This window comes from Delftia tsuruhatensis NBRC 16741 (assembly GCF_001571325.1).
Lineage (GTDB): Bacteria > Pseudomonadota > Gammaproteobacteria > Burkholderiales > Burkholderiaceae_C > Comamonas > Comamonas tsuruhatensis.
Genome location: NZ_BCTO01000007.1, coordinates 44975 through 67315, shown reverse-complemented (window position 1 = coordinate 67315; position 22341 = coordinate 44975). Strand labels below are relative to the sequence as shown.

The 22341-nt window shown below is 70.3% G+C and carries 19 protein-coding genes; 14 read left to right on the top strand and 5 right to left on the bottom strand.

Going from position 1 to position 22341, the window contains the following annotated elements:
* The first annotated feature begins 130 nt into the window (after positions 1 to 130).
* From DTS01S_RS01600 to DTS01S_RS01575, 6 genes are read left to right on the top strand one after another with little or no spacing between them, the layout of a single operon-like run.
* The gene (locus tag DTS01S_RS01600; protein WP_061287226.1) at positions 131 to 1678 is read left to right on the top strand and encodes an acyl-CoA carboxylase subunit beta; all 1548 of its coding nucleotides are present in this window, start codon (positions 131 to 133) and stop codon (positions 1676 to 1678) included.
* 29 nt (positions 1679 to 1707) lie between these two features.
* Positions 1708 to 2727 (top strand): tripartite tricarboxylate transporter substrate binding protein, encoded by a 1020-nt coding sequence (locus DTS01S_RS01595; RefSeq protein ID WP_061287225.1) that lies wholly within the window; start codon positions 1708 to 1710, stop codon positions 2725 to 2727.
* 10 nt (positions 2728 to 2737) lie between these two features.
* Complete coding sequence (locus tag DTS01S_RS01590) at positions 2738 to 4846, top strand: acetate--CoA ligase family protein (protein WP_061287223.1); 2109 nt, start codon at positions 2738 to 2740, stop codon at positions 4844 to 4846.
* Positions 4843 to 6204: an acetyl-CoA carboxylase biotin carboxylase subunit gene (locus DTS01S_RS01585; protein ID WP_061287221.1), complete on the top strand. Its 1362-nt coding sequence runs from the start codon at positions 4843 to 4845 to the stop codon at positions 6202 to 6204. The genes DTS01S_RS01590 and DTS01S_RS01585 overlap by 4 nt, the downstream gene beginning before the upstream one ends.
* An 11-nt stretch (positions 6205 to 6215) precedes the next feature.
* Positions 6216 to 6440, top strand: a complete 225-nt coding sequence (locus tag DTS01S_RS01580; RefSeq protein ID WP_016446660.1) for an acetyl-CoA carboxylase biotin carboxyl carrier protein subunit — start codon at positions 6216 to 6218, stop codon at positions 6438 to 6440.
* Positions 6437 to 6874 carry a PaaI family thioesterase gene (locus DTS01S_RS01575; RefSeq protein WP_016451973.1) on the top strand — a complete coding sequence of 146 codons (438 nt, stop codon included), beginning with the start codon at positions 6437 to 6439 and terminating at the stop codon, positions 6872 to 6874. Before DTS01S_RS01580 ends, DTS01S_RS01575 begins: the two co-directional genes overlap by 4 nt.
* Before the next feature lie 7 nt (positions 6875 to 6881).
* On the opposite strand, the gene DTS01S_RS01570 is transcribed toward DTS01S_RS01575, so the two are convergent.
* The 3 genes from DTS01S_RS01570 to DTS01S_RS01560 are packed head-to-tail and all read right to left on the bottom strand — an operon-like array spanning position 6882 to position 9411.
* Positions 6882 to 7310 carry a hypothetical protein gene (locus tag DTS01S_RS01570; RefSeq protein ID WP_034363519.1) on the bottom strand — a complete coding sequence of 143 codons (429 nt, stop codon included), beginning with the start codon at positions 7308 to 7310 and terminating at the stop codon, positions 6882 to 6884.
* A 35-nt stretch (positions 7311 to 7345) separates the two neighbouring features.
* Complete coding sequence (locus tag DTS01S_RS01565; RefSeq protein ID WP_043789226.1) at positions 7346 to 8725, bottom strand: heavy metal sensor histidine kinase; 1380 nt, start codon at positions 8723 to 8725, stop codon at positions 7346 to 7348.
* Positions 8722 to 9411, bottom strand: a complete 690-nt coding sequence (locus tag DTS01S_RS01560; protein ID WP_026062596.1) for a heavy metal response regulator transcription factor — start codon at positions 9409 to 9411, stop codon at positions 8722 to 8724. Before DTS01S_RS01560 ends, DTS01S_RS01565 begins: the two co-directional genes overlap by 4 nt.
* Positions 9412 to 9564: 153 nt before the next feature.
* Here DTS01S_RS01560 and DTS01S_RS01555 point away from each other — a divergent pair, with 153 nt between their 5' ends.
* The 7 genes from DTS01S_RS01555 to DTS01S_RS01525 all read left to right on the top strand — a co-directional run bounded on the left by DTS01S_RS01555 (position 9565) and on the right by DTS01S_RS01525 (position 19009).
* On the top strand, positions 9565 to 9975 hold the full coding sequence (locus DTS01S_RS01555) for a hypothetical protein (RefSeq protein WP_223275155.1): 411 nt from the start codon (positions 9565 to 9567) through the stop codon (positions 9973 to 9975).
* A gap of 176 nt (positions 9976 to 10151) precedes the next feature.
* Positions 10152 to 11453 carry a TolC family protein gene (locus DTS01S_RS01550; RefSeq protein WP_034363521.1) on the top strand — a complete coding sequence of 434 codons (1302 nt, stop codon included), beginning with the start codon at positions 10152 to 10154 and terminating at the stop codon, positions 11451 to 11453.
* 30 nt (positions 11454 to 11483) lie between these two features.
* Positions 11484 to 12857, top strand: a complete 1374-nt coding sequence (locus tag DTS01S_RS01545; RefSeq protein ID WP_061287219.1) for an efflux RND transporter periplasmic adaptor subunit — start codon at positions 11484 to 11486, stop codon at positions 12855 to 12857.
* 11 nt (positions 12858 to 12868) lie between these two features.
* On the top strand, positions 12869 to 16042 hold the full coding sequence (locus DTS01S_RS01540; protein WP_061287218.1) for a CusA/CzcA family heavy metal efflux RND transporter: 3174 nt from the start codon (positions 12869 to 12871) through the stop codon (positions 16040 to 16042).
* A gap of 202 nt (positions 16043 to 16244) precedes the next feature.
* A complete protein-coding gene (locus DTS01S_RS01535; RefSeq protein ID WP_017405263.1) occupies positions 16245 to 17732 on the top strand; it encodes a purine-cytosine permease family protein in 1488 nt (495 codons plus the stop codon).
* Entirely contained in the window at positions 17729 to 18481 is a 753-nt protein-coding gene (locus DTS01S_RS01530; protein ID WP_017405262.1) for a carbon-nitrogen hydrolase family protein, read from the top strand. Before DTS01S_RS01535 ends, DTS01S_RS01530 begins: the two co-directional genes overlap by 4 nt.
* A gap of 177 nt (positions 18482 to 18658) precedes the next feature.
* A complete protein-coding gene (locus tag DTS01S_RS01525) occupies positions 18659 to 19009 on the top strand; it encodes a DUF4148 domain-containing protein (protein ID WP_016446650.1) in 351 nt (116 codons plus the stop codon).
* A 69-nt stretch (positions 19010 to 19078) separates the two neighbouring features.
* Here the strand turns inward: DTS01S_RS01525 and DTS01S_RS01520 are convergent, their stop codons facing one another.
* Positions 19079 to 19501, bottom strand: a complete 423-nt coding sequence (locus tag DTS01S_RS01520; RefSeq protein ID WP_016446649.1) for a hypothetical protein — start codon at positions 19499 to 19501, stop codon at positions 19079 to 19081.
* Positions 19502 to 19620: 119 nt separating this feature from the next.
* On the opposite strand from DTS01S_RS01520, the gene DTS01S_RS01515 reads away from it, so the two are divergent.
* A complete protein-coding gene (locus DTS01S_RS01515; protein ID WP_061287217.1) occupies positions 19621 to 20643 on the top strand; it encodes a hypothetical protein in 1023 nt (340 codons plus the stop codon).
* 52 nt (positions 20644 to 20695) lie between these two features.
* Here the strand turns inward: DTS01S_RS01515 and DTS01S_RS01510 are convergent, their stop codons facing one another.
* Positions 20696 to 22207, bottom strand: coding sequence for an FAD-linked oxidase C-terminal domain-containing protein (locus DTS01S_RS01510; RefSeq protein ID WP_061287216.1), 1512 nt, complete (start codon positions 22205 to 22207; stop codon positions 20696 to 20698).
* Positions 22208 to 22341: the final 134 nt, after the last annotated feature.

Genomic DNA, 22341 nt, shown 5'->3' with positions numbered 1-22341 from the left:
GACCCGTGTCTTCGAGGTTGTCCTTGATGTGGACATGTGTAGGTCGGCTGTGGAAAAAATCCTTTGAATTCAACGCGCTGCGTTCTGGCACGCCTTGTGCATCTTTACAGGAACAAGGAGACACGACGACATGAGCTGGCAACCCGAAGTGGACGAGATCGCATACCGCCGCGCACTGGCGGCCAAACTGGGCGGAGAGGACAAGGTGGCGCGGCACAAGGCCGCCGGCAAGCTCACGGTGCGCGAGCGCATCGATGCCTGCACGGACGCGCAGTCCTTCGTGGAGGTGGGCTCGCTCACCGGCTCGGGCCAGTACGACAGCCTGGGCAGGCTGACGGACTTCACGCCCTCCAACCTCATCATGGGCCGGGCGCGCGTGGGCGGGCGGCCCGTGGTCGTGGTGGGCGACGATTTCACGGTGCGCGGCGGCGCCAACGACGGCGCCGTGGGCGACAAGCTGATCTTTGCCGAGAAGATGGCGCACGACCTGCGCCTGCCCATGGTGCGCCTGGTGGACGGCACGGGCGGCGGCGGCTCGGTGCGCAATATCGAGACCAAGGGCTACACCAGCGTGCCCACCATGAAGGTCTGGAGCCAGGTGGTGCAGAACCTGTCCACCGTGCCCGTGGTCTCGCTGGCCCTGGGCTCGGTGGCCGGCATGGGCGCGGCGCGCGTGGCCTCCAGCCATTACTCGGTGATGGTCAAGGAGACCGCCCAGCTGTTCAATGCCGGCCCGCCCGTGGTGGCGCGCATCGGCCAGAACGTGACCAAGAACGAGCTGGGCGGCAGCCAGGTGCACACGCGCAACGGCGTGGTCGATGACGAGGTGGCCACCGAGCAGGAGGCCTTCGAGCGCGTGCGCCGCTTCCTGTCCTACCTGCCATCGTCGGTGTACGAGCTGCCTGCGCGCACCGCGCCGCAGGACGATCCGCGGCGGCGCGACGAATGGCTGCTGTCGGCCATTCCGCGTGATGGCCGCAAGGTCTACAAGATCCGGCCCATTGTCGAATGCCTGGTCGATGAGGGCTCCTTCCTGGAGACGGGCCACCACTGGGGCCGGGCCATCGTCACGGGGCTGGCGCGCATCGACGGCTGGCCCGTGGCCGTGGTGGCCAGCGACCCGTACTTCTACGGCGGCGGCTGGGACGGCCCCTCGGCCGAGAAGTTCACGCGCTTCGTGGACATGGCCCAGACCTTCCACCTGCCCGTGGTCAACCTGGTGGACATCGCGGGCTTCCAGATCGGCGTGGAGGCCGAGAAGGCCGGCGTCATGCGCTACGGCGTGCGTGCCCTGGCCGCCGTCTACCAGGCCACCGTGCCCTGGTGCAGCATCCTCATCCGCCGCGCCTACGGCGTGGCGGCGGCGGGCCACCAGCACATGGGCCGCTTCAACTTCCGCTATGCCTGGCCCTCGGCCAACTGGGGCTCGCTGCCCATCGAGGGCGGGCTGGAGGTGGCCTACAAGGCCGAGATCGAAGGCGCCGACGACCCCGTGCAAAAGCGCGCCGAGATCGAGCAGCGCGTGCGCAGCCTGACCTCGCCCTTCCGCACGGCCGAGGCCTTCGGCATCGACGAGGTGATCGATCCGCGAGACACGCGCGCCCTGCTCAGCGAATTCGTGGAACTGGCCGCGCCGCTGCGCGAGGCCGGAGCGCCGCAGTTCGGCCTGCGGCCCTGAACGCATAAAAAACCCAAGGAGACAAAGCAATGGCAACCAGACAACCGCGCGCGCCCTCGCGCCGCACCGCCCTGGCCCTGTGCCTGGCGCCGTGCCTGACCATCTGCGCCGCGACGGCGGCCCAGGCCCAGGCCCCCCAGGAGGACAAGTGGCCCACGCGCCCCGTGCGCATCGTGGTCGGCTTCCCTGCAGGCTCGTTCACCGACACCATTGCACGCGCGCTGTCCGAGCCGCTGAGCAAGTCGCTGGGCCAGCCCGTGGTGGTGGAGAACAAGCCCGGCGCCAACGGCGCCATCGGCGTGGGCGAGGTGGCGCGCGCCGCGCCCGACGGCTACACCCTGCTGGTCACCAACTCCAGCAGCATCACCATCAACCCCCAGATCTACAAGAAGATCACCTACCGCGCCAAGGACTTCGCGCCCATCACCATGGTGCTGGATGCGCCCTTCATCCTCACCGTCAACCCCGAGTGGGCGCAGAAGCACCAGATCCGCTCGGCCAAGGATGTGATCGTCTTCGCCAAGGGCCATCCCGACAAGCTCAGCTACGGCTCGGCCGGCCCCGGCAACATCGCCCACCTGGCCTATGCGGCCTGGAGCAACCGCACGGGCGTGAAGACCACGCATGTGCCCTACAAGAGCGCGTCGCAGGCCCAGATGGCCGTGCTCAGCGGCGAGCTGGACACGCAGTTCGACACCTGGAGCGCGCTGCCCCACATCGCCAGCGGCAAGCTCGTGGCGCTGGCCGTCACCGCGCCCCGGCGCATGCAGCAGCTGCCCGAGGTGCCCACCATGGCCGAGGCCGGCTATGCCGATTTCGACGTCACCTTCTGGGCCGGCCTGCTGGCGCCCGCGGGCACGCCGCCGGCCATCGTCAACCGGCTCTACGAGGCCTCCAGGGGCGTGCTGCAGGACGCACGCATCCGCGCCGTGCTCAGCAGCCAGGGCGAGCCCGTGATGATGCCGCCCGCGCCGTTCGGCCAGCGCATCGCCAAGGAAGTGGCCGACTGGGGCCAAGTCATCCAGCGCGAAGCCTTGTCTTTGGATTGATGAGGTACGCATGTCTCTGTTGCAAGCACTGAACCCCCGCTCCGTCGCCATCCTTGGCGCCTCCGACAACCCCATCAAGGCCGGTGGCCGGCCCATCGACTACCTGCGGCGCCATGGTTTCGCAGGCCGCATCCTGCCCGTCAATCCCAAGCGCGCCGAGGTCCAGGGCCTGGCTGCCTACCCCTCGCTGCGCGCGCTGCCCGAGGCGCCCGATGCCGTGGTCATCAGCCTGCCCGGCGAGGACGTGGCCGCCGCCATCGACGACTGCGTGGCCGTGGGTGCGCGCCTGGGCGTGATCTATTCGTCCGGCTTTGCGGAGCTGGGCGAGGAGGGTCGCCGGCAGCAGGCCGACCTGGTGGCGCGGGCGCGCCGGGCGCCAGGCGGCGGGCTGCGCCTGTTCGGCCCCAATTGCCAGGGCGTGGCCAACTTCGCCACGGGCGCCATCCTCAACTTCTCGACCATGATCAACGAGAACGCGCCGGCCGACGGCCCCGTGGCCATCGTCAGCCAGAGCGGTGCGGGCGCGGCCATTCTCTACGGCGGCCTGCGCCGCGCGGGCATCGGCGTGCGCTACATGCTGTCCACGGGCAACGAGGCCGATGTCTGCGCCGCCGAGGCCGTGCGCGCCGTGGTCGAGGATGAAGGCATCCGCCTGGTCGTGCTCTACATCGAGACGCTCAGGCAAAGCGCCTGGCTGGCCGAGGCCGCGCGCCTGGCGCATGCGCGCGGCGTCACCATCCTGGCCGTGAAGGCCGGCCGCACGCGCGCAGGCCAGGCCACGGCCAGCTCGCACACGGGCGCGCTGGCGGCCGAGGACGCGCTGGCCGATGCCTTCCTGCGCCAGCACGGCATACCGCGCCTGGCCGACTTCCGCGAGCTGATCGACTACGCGCCGCTGTTCCTGTCCCAGCCTGCGCCGCGCGGTCGCCGCGTGGTCAGCATCAGCAATTCGGGCGCCACCTGCGTGCTGTCGGCCGACGCGGCCGAGGAATACGGCCTGGCCCTGGAGCCGTTCGATGCTGCCACGCTGGACAGCCTGTCCCAGGCCCTGCCGTCCTATGTCACGGCGCGCAATCCCATCGACATGACCACGGCCCTGCTGGGCAGGCCGCAGACCTTTGGCGACACGCTGCGGGCCTTGTCGGGCAGCGGTGCGGCGGACCTCGTTCACGTGGGCTTCCCTATCGGTGGCGAGGGCTATGACTTTGCCGACTTCGCGGGCCAGGCCAGCCGCTTTGCGCGCGACACCGGCGTGCCCATTGCGGTCAGCATCAACCAGGACTGGGTGGCCCAGGCCTTCCAGGACCAGGGCGTGCCCACCTTCTGGAGCGAACGCGCCGCCATGCGCGGCCTGGCGCTGCTGGCCGAGCAGGCCGGTGGCAGGCAGGCACAGGCGCCGTCTGCCGAGGCATCGGTGCCGGTGGCGGCCTCCCGCTCCCTCACGCTTGACGAGCCCTCCAGCCTGTCCGAACTCGCCCGCGCCGGCCTGCCGGTGATGCGCCATCTGGTCTGCAGGAGCGAGGACGAGGTGCGCGCCGCCATCGAGTCCCTGCCACGGCCCCTGGTGGCCAAGGGCGTGTCCGCCGATCTCTCGCACAAGTCCGAGCATGGCCTGGTGCGGCTCAACATCCGCGAGGCGGAGCAGGCGCTGCAGGCCTTTGGCGACTTCGCCGCCACGCTGGCCCGCCTGGGCGCGGCCGATGGTGGCCTGCTGCTGGGAGCCCAGCACAGGGCCGACTTCGAGCTGGCGCTGGGTGCCCATGTGGATGCCGAATTCGGCGTGGTGGTCATGGTCGGCCAGGGCGGCGTGCTGGTGGAGGCGCTCAGGGACGTGCAGTTCCTTGTCGCCCCCTTCAGTGCGCGGCAGGCGCTGGATGCCCTTGCGCGCCTGTCCATCGCCCCGGCCTTTGCGGCCGTGCGCGGCATGCCGGCCGTGGAGCTGGATGCCGTGGCCGCCATGATGGTGCGGCTGGGCGACTGGATGCTGGCCCAGGGCGGGCGCGTGCAGTCGGTCGACGCCAATCCCGTGCTCGTGGCGCGCGGCGCGCAGGCGCCGGTGATCGTCGATGCGGTGGTGGCCGTGGCCGCCACGCCAGCGGCGTCCTCGGAGGCGGCATGAGCGGCGCCCCGCACCCCATCCGCCGCGTGCTGGTCGCTAACCGGGGCGCCGTGGCCGCGCGCGTGATCCGCACGCTGCGGCGCATGGGCCTTGAATCCGTGGCCGTGTACTCCGAGGCCGATGCCAGCCTGCCCTATGTGCGCGCGGCCGACCAGGCCGTGTGCATAGGCCCTGCGCCCGCCGCGCAAAGCTATCTGGACCAGGCGCGGCTGCTGCAGGTGGCGCGCGAGACCGGCGCCGATGCCGTGCACCCGGGCTACGGCTTTCTCTCCGAGAACGCGGACTTCGCCGAGGCCGTGCAGCGCCAGGGCCTGTGCTTCATCGGCCCCTCGCCGCACTGGATACGCACGCTGGGCCACAAGACCCAGGCGCGGGCCTTCATGGCCGCCCAGGGCATGCCGCAGGCGGCCAGCTCGGCCGTGCTGCACAGCGTGCAGGAGGCGCAGGCGGAGGCGGCGCGCATCGGCTTTCCCGTGCTGGTCAAGCCCGCAGGCGGGGGCGGCGGCATCGGCATGCTGCCCGCGCACGATGCACCGCAGCTGGAGGCCGCCTGGTCCAAGGCCAGCGGCATGGCCGCCAAGTACTTCGGCACGGCCGAGCTGTACCTGGAAAAGCTGATCGAGGCGCCGCGCCACATCGAGTTCCAGGTGCTGGCCGACCGCCATGGCGAGGTGCGCGTGCTGTTCGAGCGCGACTGCTCGGTGCAGCGCCGCCACCAGAAGGTGGTGGAAGAGGCCCGCCCCGCAGGCATTCCCGCGCAGGCCCTGGCCGACATGCGGCAACTGCTGGCCGGCCTGCTGGCGCGCACGGGCTATGACGTGATCGGCACCGTGGAGATGCTCTACACGCCGCAGCACGGCTTTGTCTTCCTGGAGATGAACACGCGGCTGCAGGTCGAGCATGCGGTGACCGAGGAGATCACGGGCATCGACATCGTCGAGGCCCAGATCCGCCTGGCCGCCGGCGAGCGCATGGGCGACGTGCTGCCCGCCGAACCCGTGGCCAGCGGCCATGCCATCGAGGCGCGCATCTATGCCGAAGACCCCGTGCGCTTCCTGCCCTCGCCAGGGCGCCTGGACCGCTTCGAGATGCCCCAGGGCGAAGGCCTGCGCGTGGAGACCGGCTATGCCCAGGGCTGCAGCGTCACGCCCTTCTACGACCCCATGGTCGCCAAGCTCGTGGCCCATGGCAGCGACCGCGCCCAGGCCATCGCACGGCTGCGCCAGGCACTGGCGCAGACCCGCATCGAGGGCGTGAAGACCAACATCCCCTTCATCGAACGCATCCTGGGCCACGCCGATTTCCTGGACCTGCGCATCGACACCGGCATCGCCCAGCGCGTACTGGCCCCCCTTTGAAAGCCCTACCCATGACCACCACCCCGAACCTGATCACAAGCCCCATCGCCGGCCTCGTGGCCGCTGTGGAAGCCGCCGAAGGCGGCACCGTCGCCCTGGGCGACACCCTCATCATCGTGGAGTCCATGAAGATGGAGATTCCCGTGGAAAGCGAGGTGGCAGGCGTCGTGCGCCGCATGCTCGTGGCCGTGGGCGAGCCGGTGGCCGAAGGCCAGGCGATTGCGGAGATCGGATGAACGCCGTTGGAATCTCCACCACCCCGGACCTGGAGGCCGCCGCGCTGGCGCGCGGCTACTTCGGCATCGACGTGCCCTTCATGTCCCATATCGGCCTGGAGCCCGTGAGCCTGGCGCCCGGCCTGGCGCGCACGCGGCTGCCCATGCGCCCGCACCTGGCCAACAGCCGGGGGCATGGCCATGGCGGTGCGCTGATGAGCGCGCTGGACTTCACGCTGAGCGCGGCCGCGCGCTCGTCCAACCCGCTGGGGCTGGGCGTGGTGACCATCGAGATGAGCACGCATTTCCTCGCCTCGGCCACCACCGACCTGCTGATCGAGGCCCGCGTGCTGCGCGCAGGCGCGCGCACCGTGTTCTGCGAGGGCAATGTGCTGGACAGCGCGGGCCAGGCCGTGTGCACGGCGCGGGCCGTGTTCAAGCTGATCGCGCTGTAGCCTGGCTTCAGGCGCCGTCGCCTTCGGGCGCCGGCGGCAGCAGATGCTGGCCGATCTGCTGCCAGGCCTTGGCCGCGTCATGCTGGCCGCCGAACATGTGGCAGCTGGCGGCCGTCATGGCCAGGCGGCCGTTTTCGGGCTCCAGGTCGAACGCCAGCTCGCATTGCGCGGCGGCGTTGCGCCACATCACCACGGCGTCTGGCGATTCTTCCTTTTGCAGCGCATGGGCTTCGGCCATCCAGGCCTGGGCCAGGCGAAACGCGGCTTCCGCCTGTTCCGGGTCGGCCTTGTGGGCCAGATAGAAATGCTTGCCGGCCTGCTGCCACAGCGCCCGGGCCTGGGCGAAATCCTGGGTGGCGGCCCGCTGCGCCTGGGCCACCAGGGCATTGCCTTCGGCCAGCAGCGTTGCGTAGGAGGAGGGGGCGTCTTGCGTCATGGGGCGCCATTGTGCCGCCGCTCCGGTGCCTGTGTTCAGGCCGGGGAATCGCGCGGCGGGCTCGGGCTGTCGGGCAGTTCCAGGCCGATGCGCGTGAAGCCGCCCTCGGACTCGGCAAAGCAGCGCCCGCCGTGCATGCGCGCGATGGCGGCCACGATGGCCAGGCCCAGGCCATGGTTGCGGTCGGCCTGGCTGCGCGCGGCGTCGGCGCGGTAGAAGCGGTCGAACAGGCGCGGCAGGTGGACGGGATCGATGGCCGGGCCCCGGTTGAGCACCGCCAGCGCCACATCGCCGGCGCCCCCGTGGTGGGTACAGGGCCGCGCGCCGATCTGCACGGTGATGGTGGAGCCGCGCTGTGCATAGCGTGTGGCATTGCCCAGCAGGTTGGACAGCGCCCGGCGCAGCAGCCGCGCATCGACCTCGGCGGCCGCGTCGCCCTGGACGACGACCTGCAGGTCGGCCTCCTGCAGCGCGGCCTCGTGGAAGTCGATGACCTCGTGGGCCAGCGCGGCCAGGCTGGCCCAGGGCGCCAGGCGCGCGCCCTGGCCCCGGTCGGCCTGGGAGAGAAACAGCATGTCGGCCACGATGCCGGCCATGCGCCGCAGGTCCTCCAGGTTGGAAGCCAGCACCTCGCGCAGCTCGGCCTCGCTGCGCGGCTTGCGCAGGGCCAGCTCGCAGCTGCTGATCAGCGTGGTCAGCGGCGTGTTCAGCTCATGGGCCACGTCGGCGTTGAAGGCCTCCATCTGCCGGTAGGCCACGGACAGCCGCTCCAGCAGGGCGTTGAACTGTGCGATCAGCGGCCGCAGCTCCTGCGGCTGCCCGCTGTCGTCCAGGCGCCGCTGCAGGTCCTGGGCCGACAGCTGGCGCGTCTGCTCGGTCAGCTGTCGCAGCGGCGCCAGGCCCAGGCGCACCAGCCAGATGCCGGTCAGCGACACCAGCAGGGCGCCGCCCACGGCAGCCAGGGCCAGCGTCCAGGCCAGCAGGGACAGTTGCCGGTCGTCTTCGGCCCGGTCCAGCGTGAGCTGGGCACGGGCCTGCTGGCCGGAGTCGGCCAGCACGACCTCGAAGCTGCGCTGCAGCGTGCGGCCGGGATTCTTGGGCGTGCGCAGGCGCTCGTAGAGCACGCGGCCCTGCAGGTCGGTGATGCGCAGCGACATCTCGTCCAGGCCCGTGAGAAAGTCGTCCAGCATGTGGGCCAGCCCGGCTTCGTTGTGGGCGCTGCGGCTTTCCGTCATCAGGTGCAGCACGGCCTGCTGCTTGAGGTCCAGCGTCTCGTGCTGGTGCTGCTCCAGCGTCATCGATGCCACCCCGTAGACGGCCGCGCACACCAGGCCCAGGCCCAGCATGGTCTGCAGGGCCAGCCAGCGCGACAGGCGCCGGCCCAGGTGGGGAATGTCGGCAGGGGCAACGCTCACGGTGCGCGCGACTCCAGCACATAGCCCATGCCGCGCACCGTGTGCAGCAGGGGCTGCGCGAAGGGCTGGTCCAGCTTCAGGCGCAGGCGGCGCACGGCCACCTCGACCACATTGGTCTCGCTGTCGAAATTCATGTCCCAGACCTGGGAGGCCAGCTCGGTGCGCGACAGCACCTCGCCCTGGCGGCGCAGCAGCAGGCTCAGCAGGTTGAATTCCTTGGCCGTCAGGTCCAGGCGCTGGCCGGCGCGCGTGGCGCGGCGGCGTATCAGGTCCAGCTCCAGGTCGGCCATGCGCAGCGTGGTGGCCTCGGCCGCAGGCTGGGCCGTGCCGCCGCCGCGGCGCAGCAGCACATGCATGCGCGCCACCAGCTCGGAGAACGCGAAGGGCTTGACCAGGTAGTCGTCGGCGCCGCCCTGCAGGCCGCGCACGCGGTCCTCCACCTGGCCGCGCGCCGTCAGCATCAGCACCGGTGTCTGGCGCGACTGGCGCAGCGCCGCCAGCACGGCCAGGCCGTCGATGCCGGGCAGCATGCCGTCGAGCACGATGAGGTCGTAGGCCAGCTCGGTGGCCAGGTGCAGTCCGTCGATGCCGTTGTGCGCGACATCGACCACGAACCCCTCCTCGGTCAGGCCCTTGCGGAGGTAGTCGGCCAGCTTGGTTTCGTCTTCGATGACCAGGACTTTCATGCCGAGCATTGTCGGGGCAGGCAAGGGTTTTCGGAGATGACAAATTTGTCATGTGCCCGACAGCGCCGGGTCGCTGCGCCGCCCTAGACTCGCCGGCATGGGGCAGTCGCGATTGGTGTCAAACGCCATGCCCGACAATCCCGCACTTCTGCCATGCCCTCTTCCATGACCCGGCCCCGTCTTGCCGCCCTTGCCATCCTCGTGATCGCGCTGCTGTTCCAGTGGACCTGGATGGCGGCCGCTGCGCTGTGCCGCCACGACGGGCATGAGACCCGGCACTTCGGCCACCATGTCCATGGCGTGAGCCTGCACGGCATGGGCGCCGAGCGCCATGCGGGCACGGGCACGGATGCCGAGTCCGGCCCGCCTGCGCAAAAGGCCGACCAGGGCCTGCAGTCCTCGCTCAGCGTGGACTGCTCCATGTGCCACGCCTGGGTGGCCGCTGCCACACAGCACTGGCAGGCGGCGCCGGTGGCCCCGCCGCCCGCGCAATTCGCCGAGCCGCTGCGCCGGCATGCCTCGGCCGTGCTGCTGCGCCCCGACCGGCCCCGCTGGCAGGGCTGACGCTCCTGCAGCCGCCGGCCGGGCATTCGGCGTTCATCGCCCTGTTTCGCCCCGGACCGGCATTTTCCAGAAATCCCTTCGCGCGCAGCGGCCCTCGTCCGTGCGCGCCCTGTGGCGTGGGGCCTGATCGACCAAGCGATCACGCCTGATCCGCGCTGCGGGCAAGGAGCCCGTGTATGTCTTTTCCTTCGTCCTTTCCGTCGAGGACAGCCTTCGCACCGTGGGTGCTGGCGGCGCTGGCCGCCTGTGGCGTCGTGCAGGCCGCCGAGCCACCGGCCGATTCCGTGGCGCCACCCGCCTTTGCAGGCGCATCCCTTCCTGATGGCCCGCCGCTGGACCTGCAGCAGGCACGGGCCCTGGCGCTGGACGGCAATCCCGGCCTGCGCGCGGCCCGCCAGGCGCTGGCCGCCACGGAGGGGGCCGTGCTGCAAAGCCAGGCCCGGCCCAATCCCGAGCTGGCCTGGTCGCAGGAGGACACGCGCCGCAGCACCCGCACGCTGACCGTGCAGCTGAACCAGACCCTGGAAGTGGGCGGCAAGCGCGAGGCCCGCATGCGCGTGGCCGAGCGCGGCCGCGACCTGGCCCGCGCCGAACTGGCAGGGACCGAGGCCGCGCTGCGCGCCGATGTGGGCGCGGCCTTTTTCGGCGTGCTGGCCGCGCAGCAGCGCGTGGTCCTGGCCGGGCAGACGCTGGAGATCGCCAGCAGCGCGCGCGAGGCGGCGGCCCGGCGCGTGGCGGCCGGCAAGGTGGCGCCGCTGGAGGAGACCCGGGCCCGCGTGGCCGAGTCCGGCGCCCTGCTGGAGCAGGCCCGGGCCCGCTCTGCCCTGCGCGTGGCGCGCGGCCAGCTGCAGGCGCTGTGGGGCGAGAGCGTGCGCCCCTTCGGCCAGGCCGAGGGCGCCGTGGACGCGCTGCCCCAGCTGCCGGAACTGGCAGCCCTGCAGCAGCGCATCGAACAGGCTCCCGCCGTGCTGCGTGCGCGCCAGGCGCTGGAGCAAAGCCGCGCCACGGCCGACCTGGAGCGTGCGCGCCGCCTGCCCGATCCCACCGTCAGCCTGGGCGTCAAGCGCGCCACCGAGGTCGGGCGCAACCAGCTCGTGGTCGGCGTCTCCGTGCCCCTGCCCGTGCTCGACAGCAACCGGGGCAATCAGCTGCAGGCCCTGCGCCTGGCCGACCAGGCCGAGGAGCAGTTGCTGGCCACGCGCGTTCAGCTGCAGGCCCAGCTGTTCGAGGCGCGCGAGCTGCTGCAGTCCAGCCGCGAGCAGGCGCGCCAGCTGGCCGAGGAGGTGCTGCCCACGGCGCGCACGGCCTACGAGCTGGCCTCGCGCGGGTTTGCGCTGGGCAAGTTCGGCTACCTGGACGTGCTGGACGCGCAGCGCACCTGGTCCGAAGCGCGCAGCCAGTACCTGGACCAGCTGCTGGCCACGCACCGCGCCGCCGCCGACATCGACCGCCTGCTCGGCACAGAAGCCGGCCTCTGACCCCGATAGCAACCTGATTGCATCCAGACCATGAACACCAAGCCCTCCTCCTCCCCCCTCGGACCGCGCCGCACCCTCGTGGCCATTGCCGTCATCCTGGCCGTGGGTGCGCTGGCCGCCACGCTGATCCTGCGCAGCGGCCCGCCGGGTGCCGCCAAGGCCGACAGCCATGGCCACGGCCACAGCGAGGCCGCAGGCCATGCCGATGGCGAGCACCACGGCGCTGCAGCCGCAGCCGCAGCCGATGGCCACAAGCACGACGAAGGCCATGCCGACGATGAGCACCATGAAGATTCCAAGGCGGAAAAAGCCGAGGCCAAGCCCGCCGCCAAACCCGCAGCCACCGCCGAAGCCGGCCATGGCGACGACGAAGGCCTGATCGCCATGGACGCCCAGCGCATGCAGGCGGCCGGCGTGCGCCTGGCCGAGGCCGGCCCGGCCACCGTGCGCTCCGTGCTGCAGCTGCCCGGGGAGATCCGCTTCAACGAAGACCGCACGGCCCACGTCGTGCCGCGCGTGGCCGGCATTGCCGAGAGCGTTCCCGCCAACCTGGGCCAGAACGTGAAGAAGGGCCAGTTGCTGGCCGTGCTCAGCAGCGCCGCCGTCTCCGAGCAGCGCAGCGAACTGCTGGCCGCCAGCAAGCGCCTGGAGCTGGCCCGCACCACTTATGCGCGTGAAAAGCAGCTGTGGGAGGAAAAGGTCTCGGCCGAGCAGGACTACCTGCAGGCGCGCCAGGCGCTGCGCGAGGCCGAGATCGCCGTCTCCAACGCCCAGCAGAAGCTGGCCGCCACGGGCGCCGGTGCCGGCGGTGGTGCGGGCGGGCTCAACCGCTTCGAGCTGCGCGCGCCGTTTGACGGCGTGATCGTGGAAAAGCACCTGTCCGTGGGCGAGGCCGTGCAGGACACCACCCAGGTCTTCACCATCTCCGACCTGCGCAGCGTCTGGGCCGAGATGCGCGTGGCCGCGCCCGACCTGCCCGCCGTGCGCGTGGGCGAGAAGGCCACGGTGCGCGCCACGGCCTTCGACTCCTCGGCCACGGGCGAAGTGGCCTATGTGGGCGCACTGATCGGCCAGGACACGCGCACGGCCCCCGCGCGCATCACCCTGCCCAACCCCGACGGCGTGTGGCGCCCGGGCCTGTTCGTGAATGTGGAGCTGACGGCATCGTCCCGGCAGGCGCCGCTGGCCGTGGCCACGCAGGCACTGCAGAAGATGGAGCAGCAGACCGTGGTCTTCGTGCCCGTGCAGGGCGGTTTCCGCGCCCAGCCCGTGCGCGTGGGCCGCGCCGACGGCAAGACTACCGAGGTGCTGGACGGCCTGAAACCCGGCCAATCCTACGTGGCCGAGGGCAGCTTCATGCTCAAGGCCGAGCTGGGCAAGGCCAGCGCCGAACACAGCCACTGATCGGAGAGTCCATGTTTGAACGCATCATCCGATTTGCCATAGAGCAGCGCTGGCTGGTCCTGCTGGCCGTGCTGGCCATGGCGGGCCTGGGCATCTACAACTACCAGCGCCTGCCCATCGACGCCGTGCCCGACATCACCAATGTCCAGGTGCAGATCAACACCCAGGCCAGCGGCTACTCGCCGCTGGAGACCGAGCAGCGCGTCACCTATCCCATAGAGACGGTGATGGCCGGCCTGCCCCACCTGGAGCAGACGCGCTCGCTGTCGCGCTACGGCCTGTCCCAGGTCACCGTGGTGTTCAAGGACGGCACGGACATCTACTTCGCACGGCAGCTGGTGGGCGAGCGCATACAGCAGGCGCGCGACAGCCTGCCTGCCGGCATCACGCCCACGCTGGGCCCCATCTCCACGGGCCTGGGCGAGATCTACCTGTGGACCGTGGAGGCCGAGGACGGTGCGAAAAAGCCCGACGGCACGCCCTACACGCCCATGGACCTGCGCGAGATCCAGGACTGGGTCATCAAGCCGCAGCTGCGCAACGTGCCCGGCGTCACCGAGATCAACTCCATCGGCGGCTACGCCAAGGAGTACCTGGTGGCGCCCGCGCCCGAGAAGCTGGCCGCCTACGGCTTCACGCTGGCCGACATCGTCACCGCCCTGCAGCGCAACAACAGCAACGTGGGTGCGGGCTACATCGAGCGCCAGGGCGAGCAGTACCTGATCCGCGCGCCGGGCCAGGTCGGCGGCATCGCCGACATCCGCGAGGTCATCGTGGGCTCGGCCCAGGGCCAGCCCATCCGCATCCGCGATCTGGCCGAGGTAGGGCTGGGCCAGGAGCTGCGCACGGGCGCGGCCACCGACAACGGCCGCGAGGTGGTGCTGGGCACGGTGTTCATGCTGATCGGCGAGAACAGCCGCACCGTCTCGCGCGCCGTGGACCAGCGCATGGCCGAGATCAACCGGGGCCTGCCCCCGGGCGTCAAGGCCATCACCGTATACGACCGCACCAACCTGGTGGACAAGGCCATCGCCACGGTCAAGAAGAACCTGGTGGAGGGCGCGGCCCTGGTGGTGGTCATCCTCTTCCTGTTCCTGGGCAACCTGCGCGCGGCGCTGATCACGGCGCTGATCATCCCGCTGTCCATGCTGTTCACCTTCACGGGCATGGTGCACTACAAGGTCAGCGCCAACCTCATGAGCCTGGGGGCGCTGGACTTCGGCATCATCATCGACGGCGCCGTGGTCATCGTGGAGAACTGCGTGCGCCGCCTGGCGCATGCGCAGGAGGCGCGCGGACGGTCGCTGACGCGCAGCGAACGCTTCCATGAAGTCTTCGCCGCCGCGAAGGAAGCGCGCCGCCCGCTGCTGTTCGGCCAGCTCATCATCATGGTGGTCTACCTGCCCATCTTCGCGCTCACGGGTGTGGAGGGCAAGATGTTCCACCCCATGGCGCTCACGGTGGTCATTGCGCTGGCCGGCGCCATGCTGCTGTCCATCACCTTCATCCCGGCGGCGATTGCGCTGTTCATGGGCGACAAGGTGGCCGAGAAGGAAAACCGCCTCATGGGCTGGGCACGCCGCGGCTATGCGCCCGTGCTGGCGCGCGTCATGGCCGCGCCCGCCGTGGTGCTCACGGCCGCCGCCGTGGCCGTGGCGCTGAGCCTGCTGCTGGCCACGCGCCTGGGCAGCGAGTTCGCGCCCAACCTCAACGAGGGGGACTTCGCCATCCAGGCGCTGCGCATCCCCGGCACCAGCCTCACGCAGTCGCTGCAAATGCAGATGCAGATCGAGAAGGCGCTCAAGAAGGAGTTCCCCGAGATCGACCGCGTGTTCGCGCGCACCGGCACGGCCGAGATCGCCTCCGACCCCATGCCGCCCAACATCTCCGACGGCTACATCATGCTGAAAGCCCGCAGCGAGTGGCCCGACCCGGCGCGCCCGCGCGATGAGCTGCTGGCCGCCGTGCAGGCGTCGGTGGACCGCATCCCGGGCAACAACTACGAGTTCTCCCAGCCGATCCAGCTGCGCTTCAACGAGCTGATCTCGGGCGTGCGCAGCGACGTGGCCGTGAAGATCTTCGGCGACGACATGGCCGTGCTGGAGAAAAGCGCCCAGACCGTGGCCGGCATGCTGCAGCAGATCGCGGGCGCCTCCGAGGTCAAGGTCGAGCAGACCACGGGCCTGCCCATGCTCACCGTGCAGATCGACCGCGAAAAGGCCTCGCGCTACGGCCTGAACATGGGCGATGTGCAGGACGCCATCAGCACCGCCATGGGCGGCACCGAGGCCGGCACGGTGTTCGAGGGCGACAAGCGCTTCGACATCCAGGTGCGCCTGCCGGACGCCGTGCGCAACGACCTGCAGGCCCTGAGCCGCCTGCCCATCGCCCTGCCGCGCGGGGCGGACGGGCGCATCGGCTTCGTGCCGCTGTCGGCCGTGGCCACGTTCGAGACCGCGCCCGGCCCCAACCAGGTCAGCCGCGAGGACGGCAAGCGCCGCATCGTGGTCAGCGCCAATGTGCGCGGGCGCGACATCGGCTCCTTCGTGGGCGAGGCGCAGCAGAAGCTGCAAGGCCTGTCGCTGCCGCCCGGCTACTGGACGCGCTGGGGCGGCACCTTCGAGAACCTGGAGTCGGCCACGCGCCGCCTGCAGATCGTCGTGCCCGTGGCCCTGCTCATGGTCTTCGTGCTGCTGTTCGCCATGTTCGGCAATGTGCGCGACGGGCTGGTGGTCTTCACGGGCATTCCGTTCGCGCTCACGGGCGGCATCCTGGCGCTGTGGCTGCGCGACATACCGCTGTCCATCTCGGCGGCGGTGGGCTTCATCGCGCTGTCGGGCGTGGCCGTGCTCAACGGCCTGGTCATGATCTCCTGGATCAGGAGCCTGCGAGAGCAGGGCGCCAGCGTGCCCGACGCCGTGACCGAAGGCGCGCTCACCCGGCTGCGCCCCGTGCTGATGACGGCCCTGGTGGCCTCGCTGGGCTTCGTGCCCATGGCCATTGCCACGGGCACGGGTGCCGAGGTGCAGCGGCCGCTTGCCACGGTGGTGATCGGCGGCATCCTGTCGTCCACGCTGCTGACCCTGCTGGTGCTGCCGCTGCTGTACCGGCTGGTGCATCGCAACGATCCGTCGGAGGCCAGCGGCACAGACCCCGTGCCCGCCGCGCCGGCACCTGCCGTGTGACGCGGCGCCCGGGCAGCACCCGGGCGGCCACTTTGGAACCCGCTGCAGCCTGGCTGCAGCGGGTTTCTTCATGCCCGGGATATCCCGGGCCACACATCTTTGCCCATCGATGTGAACCTCGCGCATTTGGCATGGAGCGGCTGCGAACCCCTGCCTAGAATTCGTCCCACAACAGCAAGGACAACGGGAGGGAGACAAGGCCATGAACAGCCCCGCCAGCGGACGGCACGGCCGTGCCCGCATCGCCGTGGAGAGCCGGTCCATCGACTGCATTCCCGACAGCGAGCGCCACGCGCGGCTCGCCGACCAGGGGCCGTTCTGGTTCCTGGGCAACTTCCACTTCTTCACGCTTTCCATCGGCTTCGTCGGCCCGTCGCTGGGGCTGTCGGCGCCCTGGAGCGCCCTGGCCGGGGCGCTGGGCATCATGTTCGGCACGCTGTTCATGGCGTTGCACGGCGCGCAGGGGCCGCAGCTGGGGCTGCCGCAGATGATCCAGTCGCGCGCGCAGTTCGGCTTTCGCGGTGTCATCCTGCCGCTGTGCGCCACGCTGCTGGTGTTCACGGGGTTCAACGTCGTCAACGTCTCGCTCATCATGCAGGGCATGCAGGCCGTGTTCGGCCTGCCGCCAGCGCCCACGGCCTGCGTGGCCGTGGCGGCAGGCGCCTTGCTGGCGGTCTGCGGCCACGATGTGATGCACAGGGCCTTCCGCTGCGCGCTGATGCTGGCGCTGCCGCTGTATGCGCTGGCCACGCTGGCGTTGCTGGCTGGCGTGGGCGAGCCTTTGGCACGCCAGGGCACGGGCCCGGCGCCGGGCTTTGCATGGAGCGCCTTTGCCGCGCAGTTCACCATCGCGGCCAGCTACAACATCTCCTATGCGCCCTATGTGTCCGACTATTCGCGCTACCTGCCGCGCCACACTGCGCCCCGGCGCCTGATCGCAGCCATCTTCCTGGGTGCATCGCTGTCCGGGGCCTGGATGATCGGGCTGGGCGCCTGGATGGCGCAGCGGCTGCAGGCCGGGGACGCGCTGGCGGCGCTGGGCCAGATCGGCGCGGCGCTTTTCCCGGGCGCGGACCGGCTGCTGCCTGCCCTGGCCGTCGTGGCCTTCCTGCCCATCATCGCGTTGAACACGTACAGCGCGGCGCTGACCGTGCTCACGGCGGCGGATTCGCTGGGCGGCCTGCGCCCCACGCGCAGTGCACGCATCGGTGCCATCGCCGCCATCAGCGCCACCATCCTCGCGTGCGTGCTGTCCATCCAGGGCAGCGGCGTGGCACTGCTGCACTCCTTCCTGGCGCTGCTGCTGTACTTCCTGGTGCCATGGACGGCGGTCAACCTCGTGGACTACTTCCTGGTGCGCAAGGGCCGCTACGCCATCGCTGATTTCTTCACGCCACAGGGCATCTACGGCGCCTGGGGCTGGCGCGGCATCTGCGCCTATCTGGGCGGCTTTGCAGCCATGGTGCCGTTCATGCACATCCACGACGCCACCGATGGCCATGCGGTCTTCATCGGCTGGGCTGCGCAGCGGCTGGGCGGCGTGGACTTCGCCTGGCTGCCGGGCATTCTCGTCGCCGGCAGCCTTTACGGGGGGCTGGCCCGCAACCTGGATCTGCAGGCCGAGGAGGCCGCCAGTTGCCAGCCGCGGCAGGACAGCCACCCTTTGCATCCCAAGGAGCGCACACCATGACGGAGCACCGCATCCGCATCATCCAGCCCCGTCTGCGTGACGGCGACATTGCCGGCAACTTGGCGATGACGCTGAAGACGATCAGGGCCAGCGCGGGTCAGGCCGACCTGCTGGTCTTTCCCGAAACCTGCATCAGCGGATTTCCCCGGCCCGACAACGTGGCGCAGCTGGCCGAGCCGCTGGATGGCCCCTCGGCCACTGCGCTGCGCGAGGCCGCGCGGCAAGCCGGCGTGGCTGTCGCCATCGGCCTGGCCGAAGCAGACCAGGGCCGCCGCTTCAATGCCGGCCTGCTGATCGATGCCGACGGGCAGGTGCTGCTGCACTACCGCAAGACCATGCTCTACGACTCGGACCAGGGCGTGTTCGAGGCAGGTGAGCGCTGGCCCCCATGCGAATGGCGCGGCCTGCGGCTGGGAATGCTGATCTGCTTCGACATCGAATTTGCGGCACCGGCCCGCGCGCTGGGTGCGCAGGGCGTGGACCTGATCGTGCTGATGGACGGGATGATGCACCCCCACGGCCACATCCATCGCCATGCCGTGCCCGTGCGTGCGATGGACAACCAGTGCTACATCGCCATGGCCAACCGCGTGGGCCCTGGCGACAGCTACGCTTTCAGCGGAGGCAGCCAGTTCGCCGATCCCTTCGGCCAGACGCTGGCGCGCATCGCGGGCGATGCCGAGGGCCTGCTGGACGTGCGCCTGGACCCTCTGGCGCCCGGCCGCGCGCGTGCGCAGTACCGGGGCTGACGAGCGCCGAGGCGCCACCGTGGCGCGGTCATCTGTGTCGGTTGTATGACAGCATTGTCACCATCCTGTGGGGGTGGCGTGGGGGGGCGATTTCTACATTGGAGTCCTCTCCCCGGCGTTCCGCCTTGCGGGGCGTGGGGAGAACGAATCACCAACGTTCTTTGAAAGGGACACACCATGTCGCAACGCCGTTTCACCCCCGCTACCCTGATCGCCGGCCTGGTCGCATCGGCAGCGCTGCTGCTGCCGGGCATGGCATCGGCGGCCGGGTACATCCACCCGGCCAACAACGAGGCGGGTGCCGTCGTCCATCCCGAACATTTCAAGAGCAGCAAGACGCGCGCCCAGGTGACGGCCGAGGCCGAGGCGGCCGTGCGCCAGGGCGGCACCTCGCGCTTCAATGCCGGCGTCTACCCGGCGCCTGCACCGCAGACCGGTGGCGGCAAGACGCGGCAGGAAGTGATCAATGAACTGATCAACGAAACGCCTGCCCAGCGCGATGCACGCCAGCGTGCCATGGGTGGTTGATGCACGTGCGGGGCGATGCAATGCTGCCCCGCAGCAGCCGTATCAGGGGATGACCGACGCGCCGCGCGGCTACGAGCCTGCGGCGCGTTCCGCTTCCTCGGCCTCATGGGCGCGTGCGATGGCCAGGATCACGTCGCGCGCCAGGCGGCGCTTGGGTACGGGAAGGCGCAGGTAGATCTTGAACAGCTCGTTGTCCTCGTAGCCCAGGCCGGCGGACCAGCTGCCCTTGGGCTCACGCACCTCGCGCGCCGGCTGCGGCGCGCGCAGGAACTCCTCCAGCGGCACCTGCAGCCAGTCGGCCAGCGCAGCAAGTTTCTTGGTGTTGGGCATGGTCTTGCCCAGCAGCCACAGACGCACGCCGTGCTGCGACATGGGCTTGCCCCAGAAGCGTGTGTTGAATTCGCGCTCCAGCACCGAGGGCTTGGCTTCATAGCCACGGGCCTCCAGGGAATCACGTAATTTCTGCGCAAACCGCTGCTTCGCATCCTGCATGCGGGCACGCTATGGGATAAGTCTGATTGTGCAGTGAGTATTGTGAAAAATCACATATCCGGTGTGATTGATAGTTAACATCAAAGACTCAACCAGAAATCACAAGCACAGGAGGGCCCATGCGCTGGCAAGGAGTGTGGCTGCTGCCTGCGGGCCTGGCCCTGCTGCTGGGCGGTTGCGGCGGTGACGATGGCGAGGTGCTGACCGTGCGGGCTGCGCCCTGGGGCGCCGCCTCGGGCGTGTCGATAGGGCAGGTGCTGCAGGACAGGTCGGCCTGCGCGCGCAGCAGCTGGCGCAGCGTGGGAGACGGCAGCGGCGGGCGCATCGTCGAGTACGCCTGCGAGCGCGCAGGCGTGCGTGACTACCTGCAGGCCAGTCTGCGCCAGGAGGTCGGGCCACTGCAGCGCGCCGCCGAAAGCGAACAGGCCCGGTTCGAGGCGCGGTTGCGTGGCGAATGGCGTGAGCTGCTCGTGCTGGAGCGGCAGCGGCAGGAGATGCTGCGGCGCCACGCGCAGGAGGCGCAAAGGGATGCCGACCACAGGCAGCGGCACCTGGAGGATCTGCGTGTGCTGGGGGACATGAAGGAGTGCGGCAGCTTCCGTCCGCAAAGCCTCAGTGCCGAGGCCGCGCCGCAGCGCCTGGTGCTGGCAGCCCAGGCCTGTGCGCAGGCCGGGCGCGCGGCCGGGCATGTCTATGCGCGCGAGCGGGAGCGGACGCTGGTGCGGCTGCGCGCGGCCCTGCCGCGCTACGACGAGGCCCGGCTGGGCCGCGAGGCGGCCTTGCAGGCGATGGACCGCACCCTGGAGCAGCAGGAGGCGGCGCTGCGCCGGCTGGAGGAAGACCGCCCCGAGGCGGGCGAGCGCATACGCCGCTCATTGGCCGCGCGCATGGAGGCCATGCGCCTGCGGCTGGGCCAGGTGGGCCGCGTGCGCGAGCTCACGCGCTGGAGCGTGGCCGGCGCACGCGTGGTCTACCTGGACACGGCCCTGGCCATGGAGTGCGGCGTGCGCACGCTGACCGAAGCCATGCCGCTGGACACCCTGGTCGAAGACCTGGGCGAGGGCCAGGCCGTGCCCCGACAGGGAGGCGCATTGGCCCGGGCGCTTGACGGACTGTGGGCGCGCTGCCTGCAGCAGCCCTGAGGGCGGGAAGGACTGCACGGCGCCGGTTGCACCGCGCCCGTTGCACCACGCCTCAGAATCTCGGCAGGTCCGGGTGTGAGATCTGGCCGCCGCGCACCAGCATCTTTCCGTATTCGGCACAGCGGTTGAGCGTGGGAATCACCTTGCCGGGGTTGAGCAGGGCCTGCGGGTCGAAGGCGGCCTTGAGCGCGAACATCTGGTCGTTCTCGGCCGTGGTGAACTGGGTGCACATGGAGTTGAGCTTTTCCACGCCCACGCCATGCTCGCCCGTGACCGTGCCGCCCATGGCCACGCTGGTCTCCAGGATGTCGGCGCCGAACAGCTCGCAGCGGTGCAGCTCGTCGGGGTCGTTGGCATCGAACAGGATCAGCGGGTGCAGGTTGCCGTCGCCCGCGTGGAAGACGTTGGCGCAGCGCAGGCCGTATTTCTTTTCCATCTCCTGGATGGCCAGCAGGATGTCGGCCAGGCGCTTGCGCGGGATGGTGGAGTCCATGCACATGTAGTCGGGGCTGATGCGCCCGCTGGCGGGAAAGGCGTTCTTGCGCCCGCTCCAGAAGCGCAGGCGCTCGGCCTCGCTTTCGCTCACCGTGATGGCCGTGGCCCCGGCGCCGCGCAGCACCTCGCTCATGTGGGCGATCTCTTCCTCGACTTCCTCGGGCGTGCCGTCGCTCTCGCACAGCAGGATGGCCTCGGCCGTGAGGTCGTAGCCGGCCTTGACGAAGTCCTCGACGGCGGCCGTCATGGGCTTGTCCATCATCTCCAGCCCGGCCGGGATGATGCCGGCCGCGATCACGGCGGCCACGGCGTCGCCGGCCTTGCGCACGTCGTCGAAGCTGGCCATGATGCAGCGCGCCAGCTGGGGCTTGGGGATCAGGCGCACGGTGACTTCGGTGGTCACGGCCAGCATGCCTTCGCTGCCGACCAGGATGGCCAGCAGGTCGAAGCCCGGCGTGTCCAGCGCCGTGGAGCCGAACTCCACCGGCTCGCCCTCCACCGTGAAGCCGCGCACCTTCAGCACGTTGTGTACGGTCAGCCCGTACTTGAGGCAGTGCACGCCGCCCGAGTTCTCGGCCACGTTGCCGCCGATGGTGCAGGCGATCTGGCTGCTGGGATCGGGCGCGTAGTACAGGCCGAAGGGCGCGGCGGCCTCGCTGATGGCCAGGTTGCGCACGCCGCACTGCACCACGGCCGTGCGGCTGGCGGCATCGACCTGGAGGATCTTGTTGAACTTGGCCAGCGACAGCGTCACGCCCATGGGATGGGGCAGGGCGCCGCCCGACAGCCCGGTGCCTGCGCCGCGTGCGATCACGGGCACCTGGATGGCGTGGCAGGCGCGCAGCACGGCCTGGACCTGGGCCTCGGTCTCGGGCAGGCAGACCACCAGGGGGCGCTGGCGGTAGGCCGTGAGTCCGTCGCATTCATAGGGGGTGGTGTCCTCGGCGTTCCACAGCAGGGCATGCGTGGGCACATGGCGGGCCAGCGCGGCCACGACCTCGGCCTGGCGCCGTGCGCGTTCGGAGGCCGTGGGCTGCTGGTGGGCGGCATCGGCGGCGGCCGACGCCATGGCGCCGGGGGCAGGGCTGGCTGGGGAGCTGGCGGAAGTCATGGGGCCTGACTTTAGGCGATGCCGCCGTCTTTGTGCAGCGGGACTGCGCTGATGTTTATTGCAACGGCGCGTGAAATCCGCGAAATCCGCGA

Bases quoted from the DNA above. Each gene is read 5' to 3' on its own strand.
- DTS01S_RS01600 (WP_061287226.1), top strand. From the start codon at position 131: ATGAGCTGGCAACCCGAAGTGGACGAGATCGCATACCGCCGCGCACTG.
- DTS01S_RS01595 (WP_061287225.1), top strand. From the start codon at position 1,708: ATGGCAACCAGACAACCGCGCGCGCCCTCGCGCCGCACCGCCCTGGCC.
- DTS01S_RS01590 (WP_061287223.1), top strand. From the start codon at position 2,738: ATGTCTCTGTTGCAAGCACTGAACCCCCGCTCCGTCGCCATCCTTGGC.
- DTS01S_RS01585 (WP_061287221.1), top strand. From the start codon at position 4,843: ATGAGCGGCGCCCCGCACCCCATCCGCCGCGTGCTGGTCGCTAACCGG.
- DTS01S_RS01580 (WP_016446660.1), top strand. From the start codon at position 6,216: ATGACCACCACCCCGAACCTGATCACAAGCCCCATCGCCGGCCTCGTG.
- DTS01S_RS01575 (WP_016451973.1), top strand. From the start codon at position 6,437: ATGAACGCCGTTGGAATCTCCACCACCCCGGACCTGGAGGCCGCCGCG.
- DTS01S_RS01570 (WP_034363519.1), bottom strand. From the start codon at position 7,310: ATGACGCAAGACGCCCCCTCCTCCTACGCAACGCTGCTGGCCGAAGGC.
- DTS01S_RS01560 (WP_026062596.1), bottom strand. From the start codon at position 9,411: ATGAAAGTCCTGGTCATCGAAGACGAAACCAAGCTGGCCGACTACCTC.
- DTS01S_RS01555 (WP_223275155.1), top strand. From the start codon at position 9,565: ATGCCCTCTTCCATGACCCGGCCCCGTCTTGCCGCCCTTGCCATCCTC.
- DTS01S_RS01550 (WP_034363521.1), top strand. From the start codon at position 10,152: ATGTCTTTTCCTTCGTCCTTTCCGTCGAGGACAGCCTTCGCACCGTGG.
- DTS01S_RS01545 (WP_061287219.1), top strand. From the start codon at position 11,484: ATGAACACCAAGCCCTCCTCCTCCCCCCTCGGACCGCGCCGCACCCTC.
- DTS01S_RS01540 (WP_061287218.1), top strand. From the start codon at position 12,869: ATGTTTGAACGCATCATCCGATTTGCCATAGAGCAGCGCTGGCTGGTC.
- DTS01S_RS01535 (WP_017405263.1), top strand. From the start codon at position 16,245: ATGAACAGCCCCGCCAGCGGACGGCACGGCCGTGCCCGCATCGCCGTG.
- DTS01S_RS01530 (WP_017405262.1), top strand. From the start codon at position 17,729: ATGACGGAGCACCGCATCCGCATCATCCAGCCCCGTCTGCGTGACGGC.
- DTS01S_RS01525 (WP_016446650.1), top strand. From the start codon at position 18,659: ATGTCGCAACGCCGTTTCACCCCCGCTACCCTGATCGCCGGCCTGGTC.
- DTS01S_RS01520 (WP_016446649.1), bottom strand. From the start codon at position 19,501: ATGCAGGATGCGAAGCAGCGGTTTGCGCAGAAATTACGTGATTCCCTG.
- DTS01S_RS01515 (WP_061287217.1), top strand. From the start codon at position 19,621: ATGCGCTGGCAAGGAGTGTGGCTGCTGCCTGCGGGCCTGGCCCTGCTG.
- DTS01S_RS01510 (WP_061287216.1), bottom strand. From the start codon at position 22,207: ATGGCGTCGGCCGCCGCCGATGCCGCCCACCAGCAGCCCACGGCCTCC.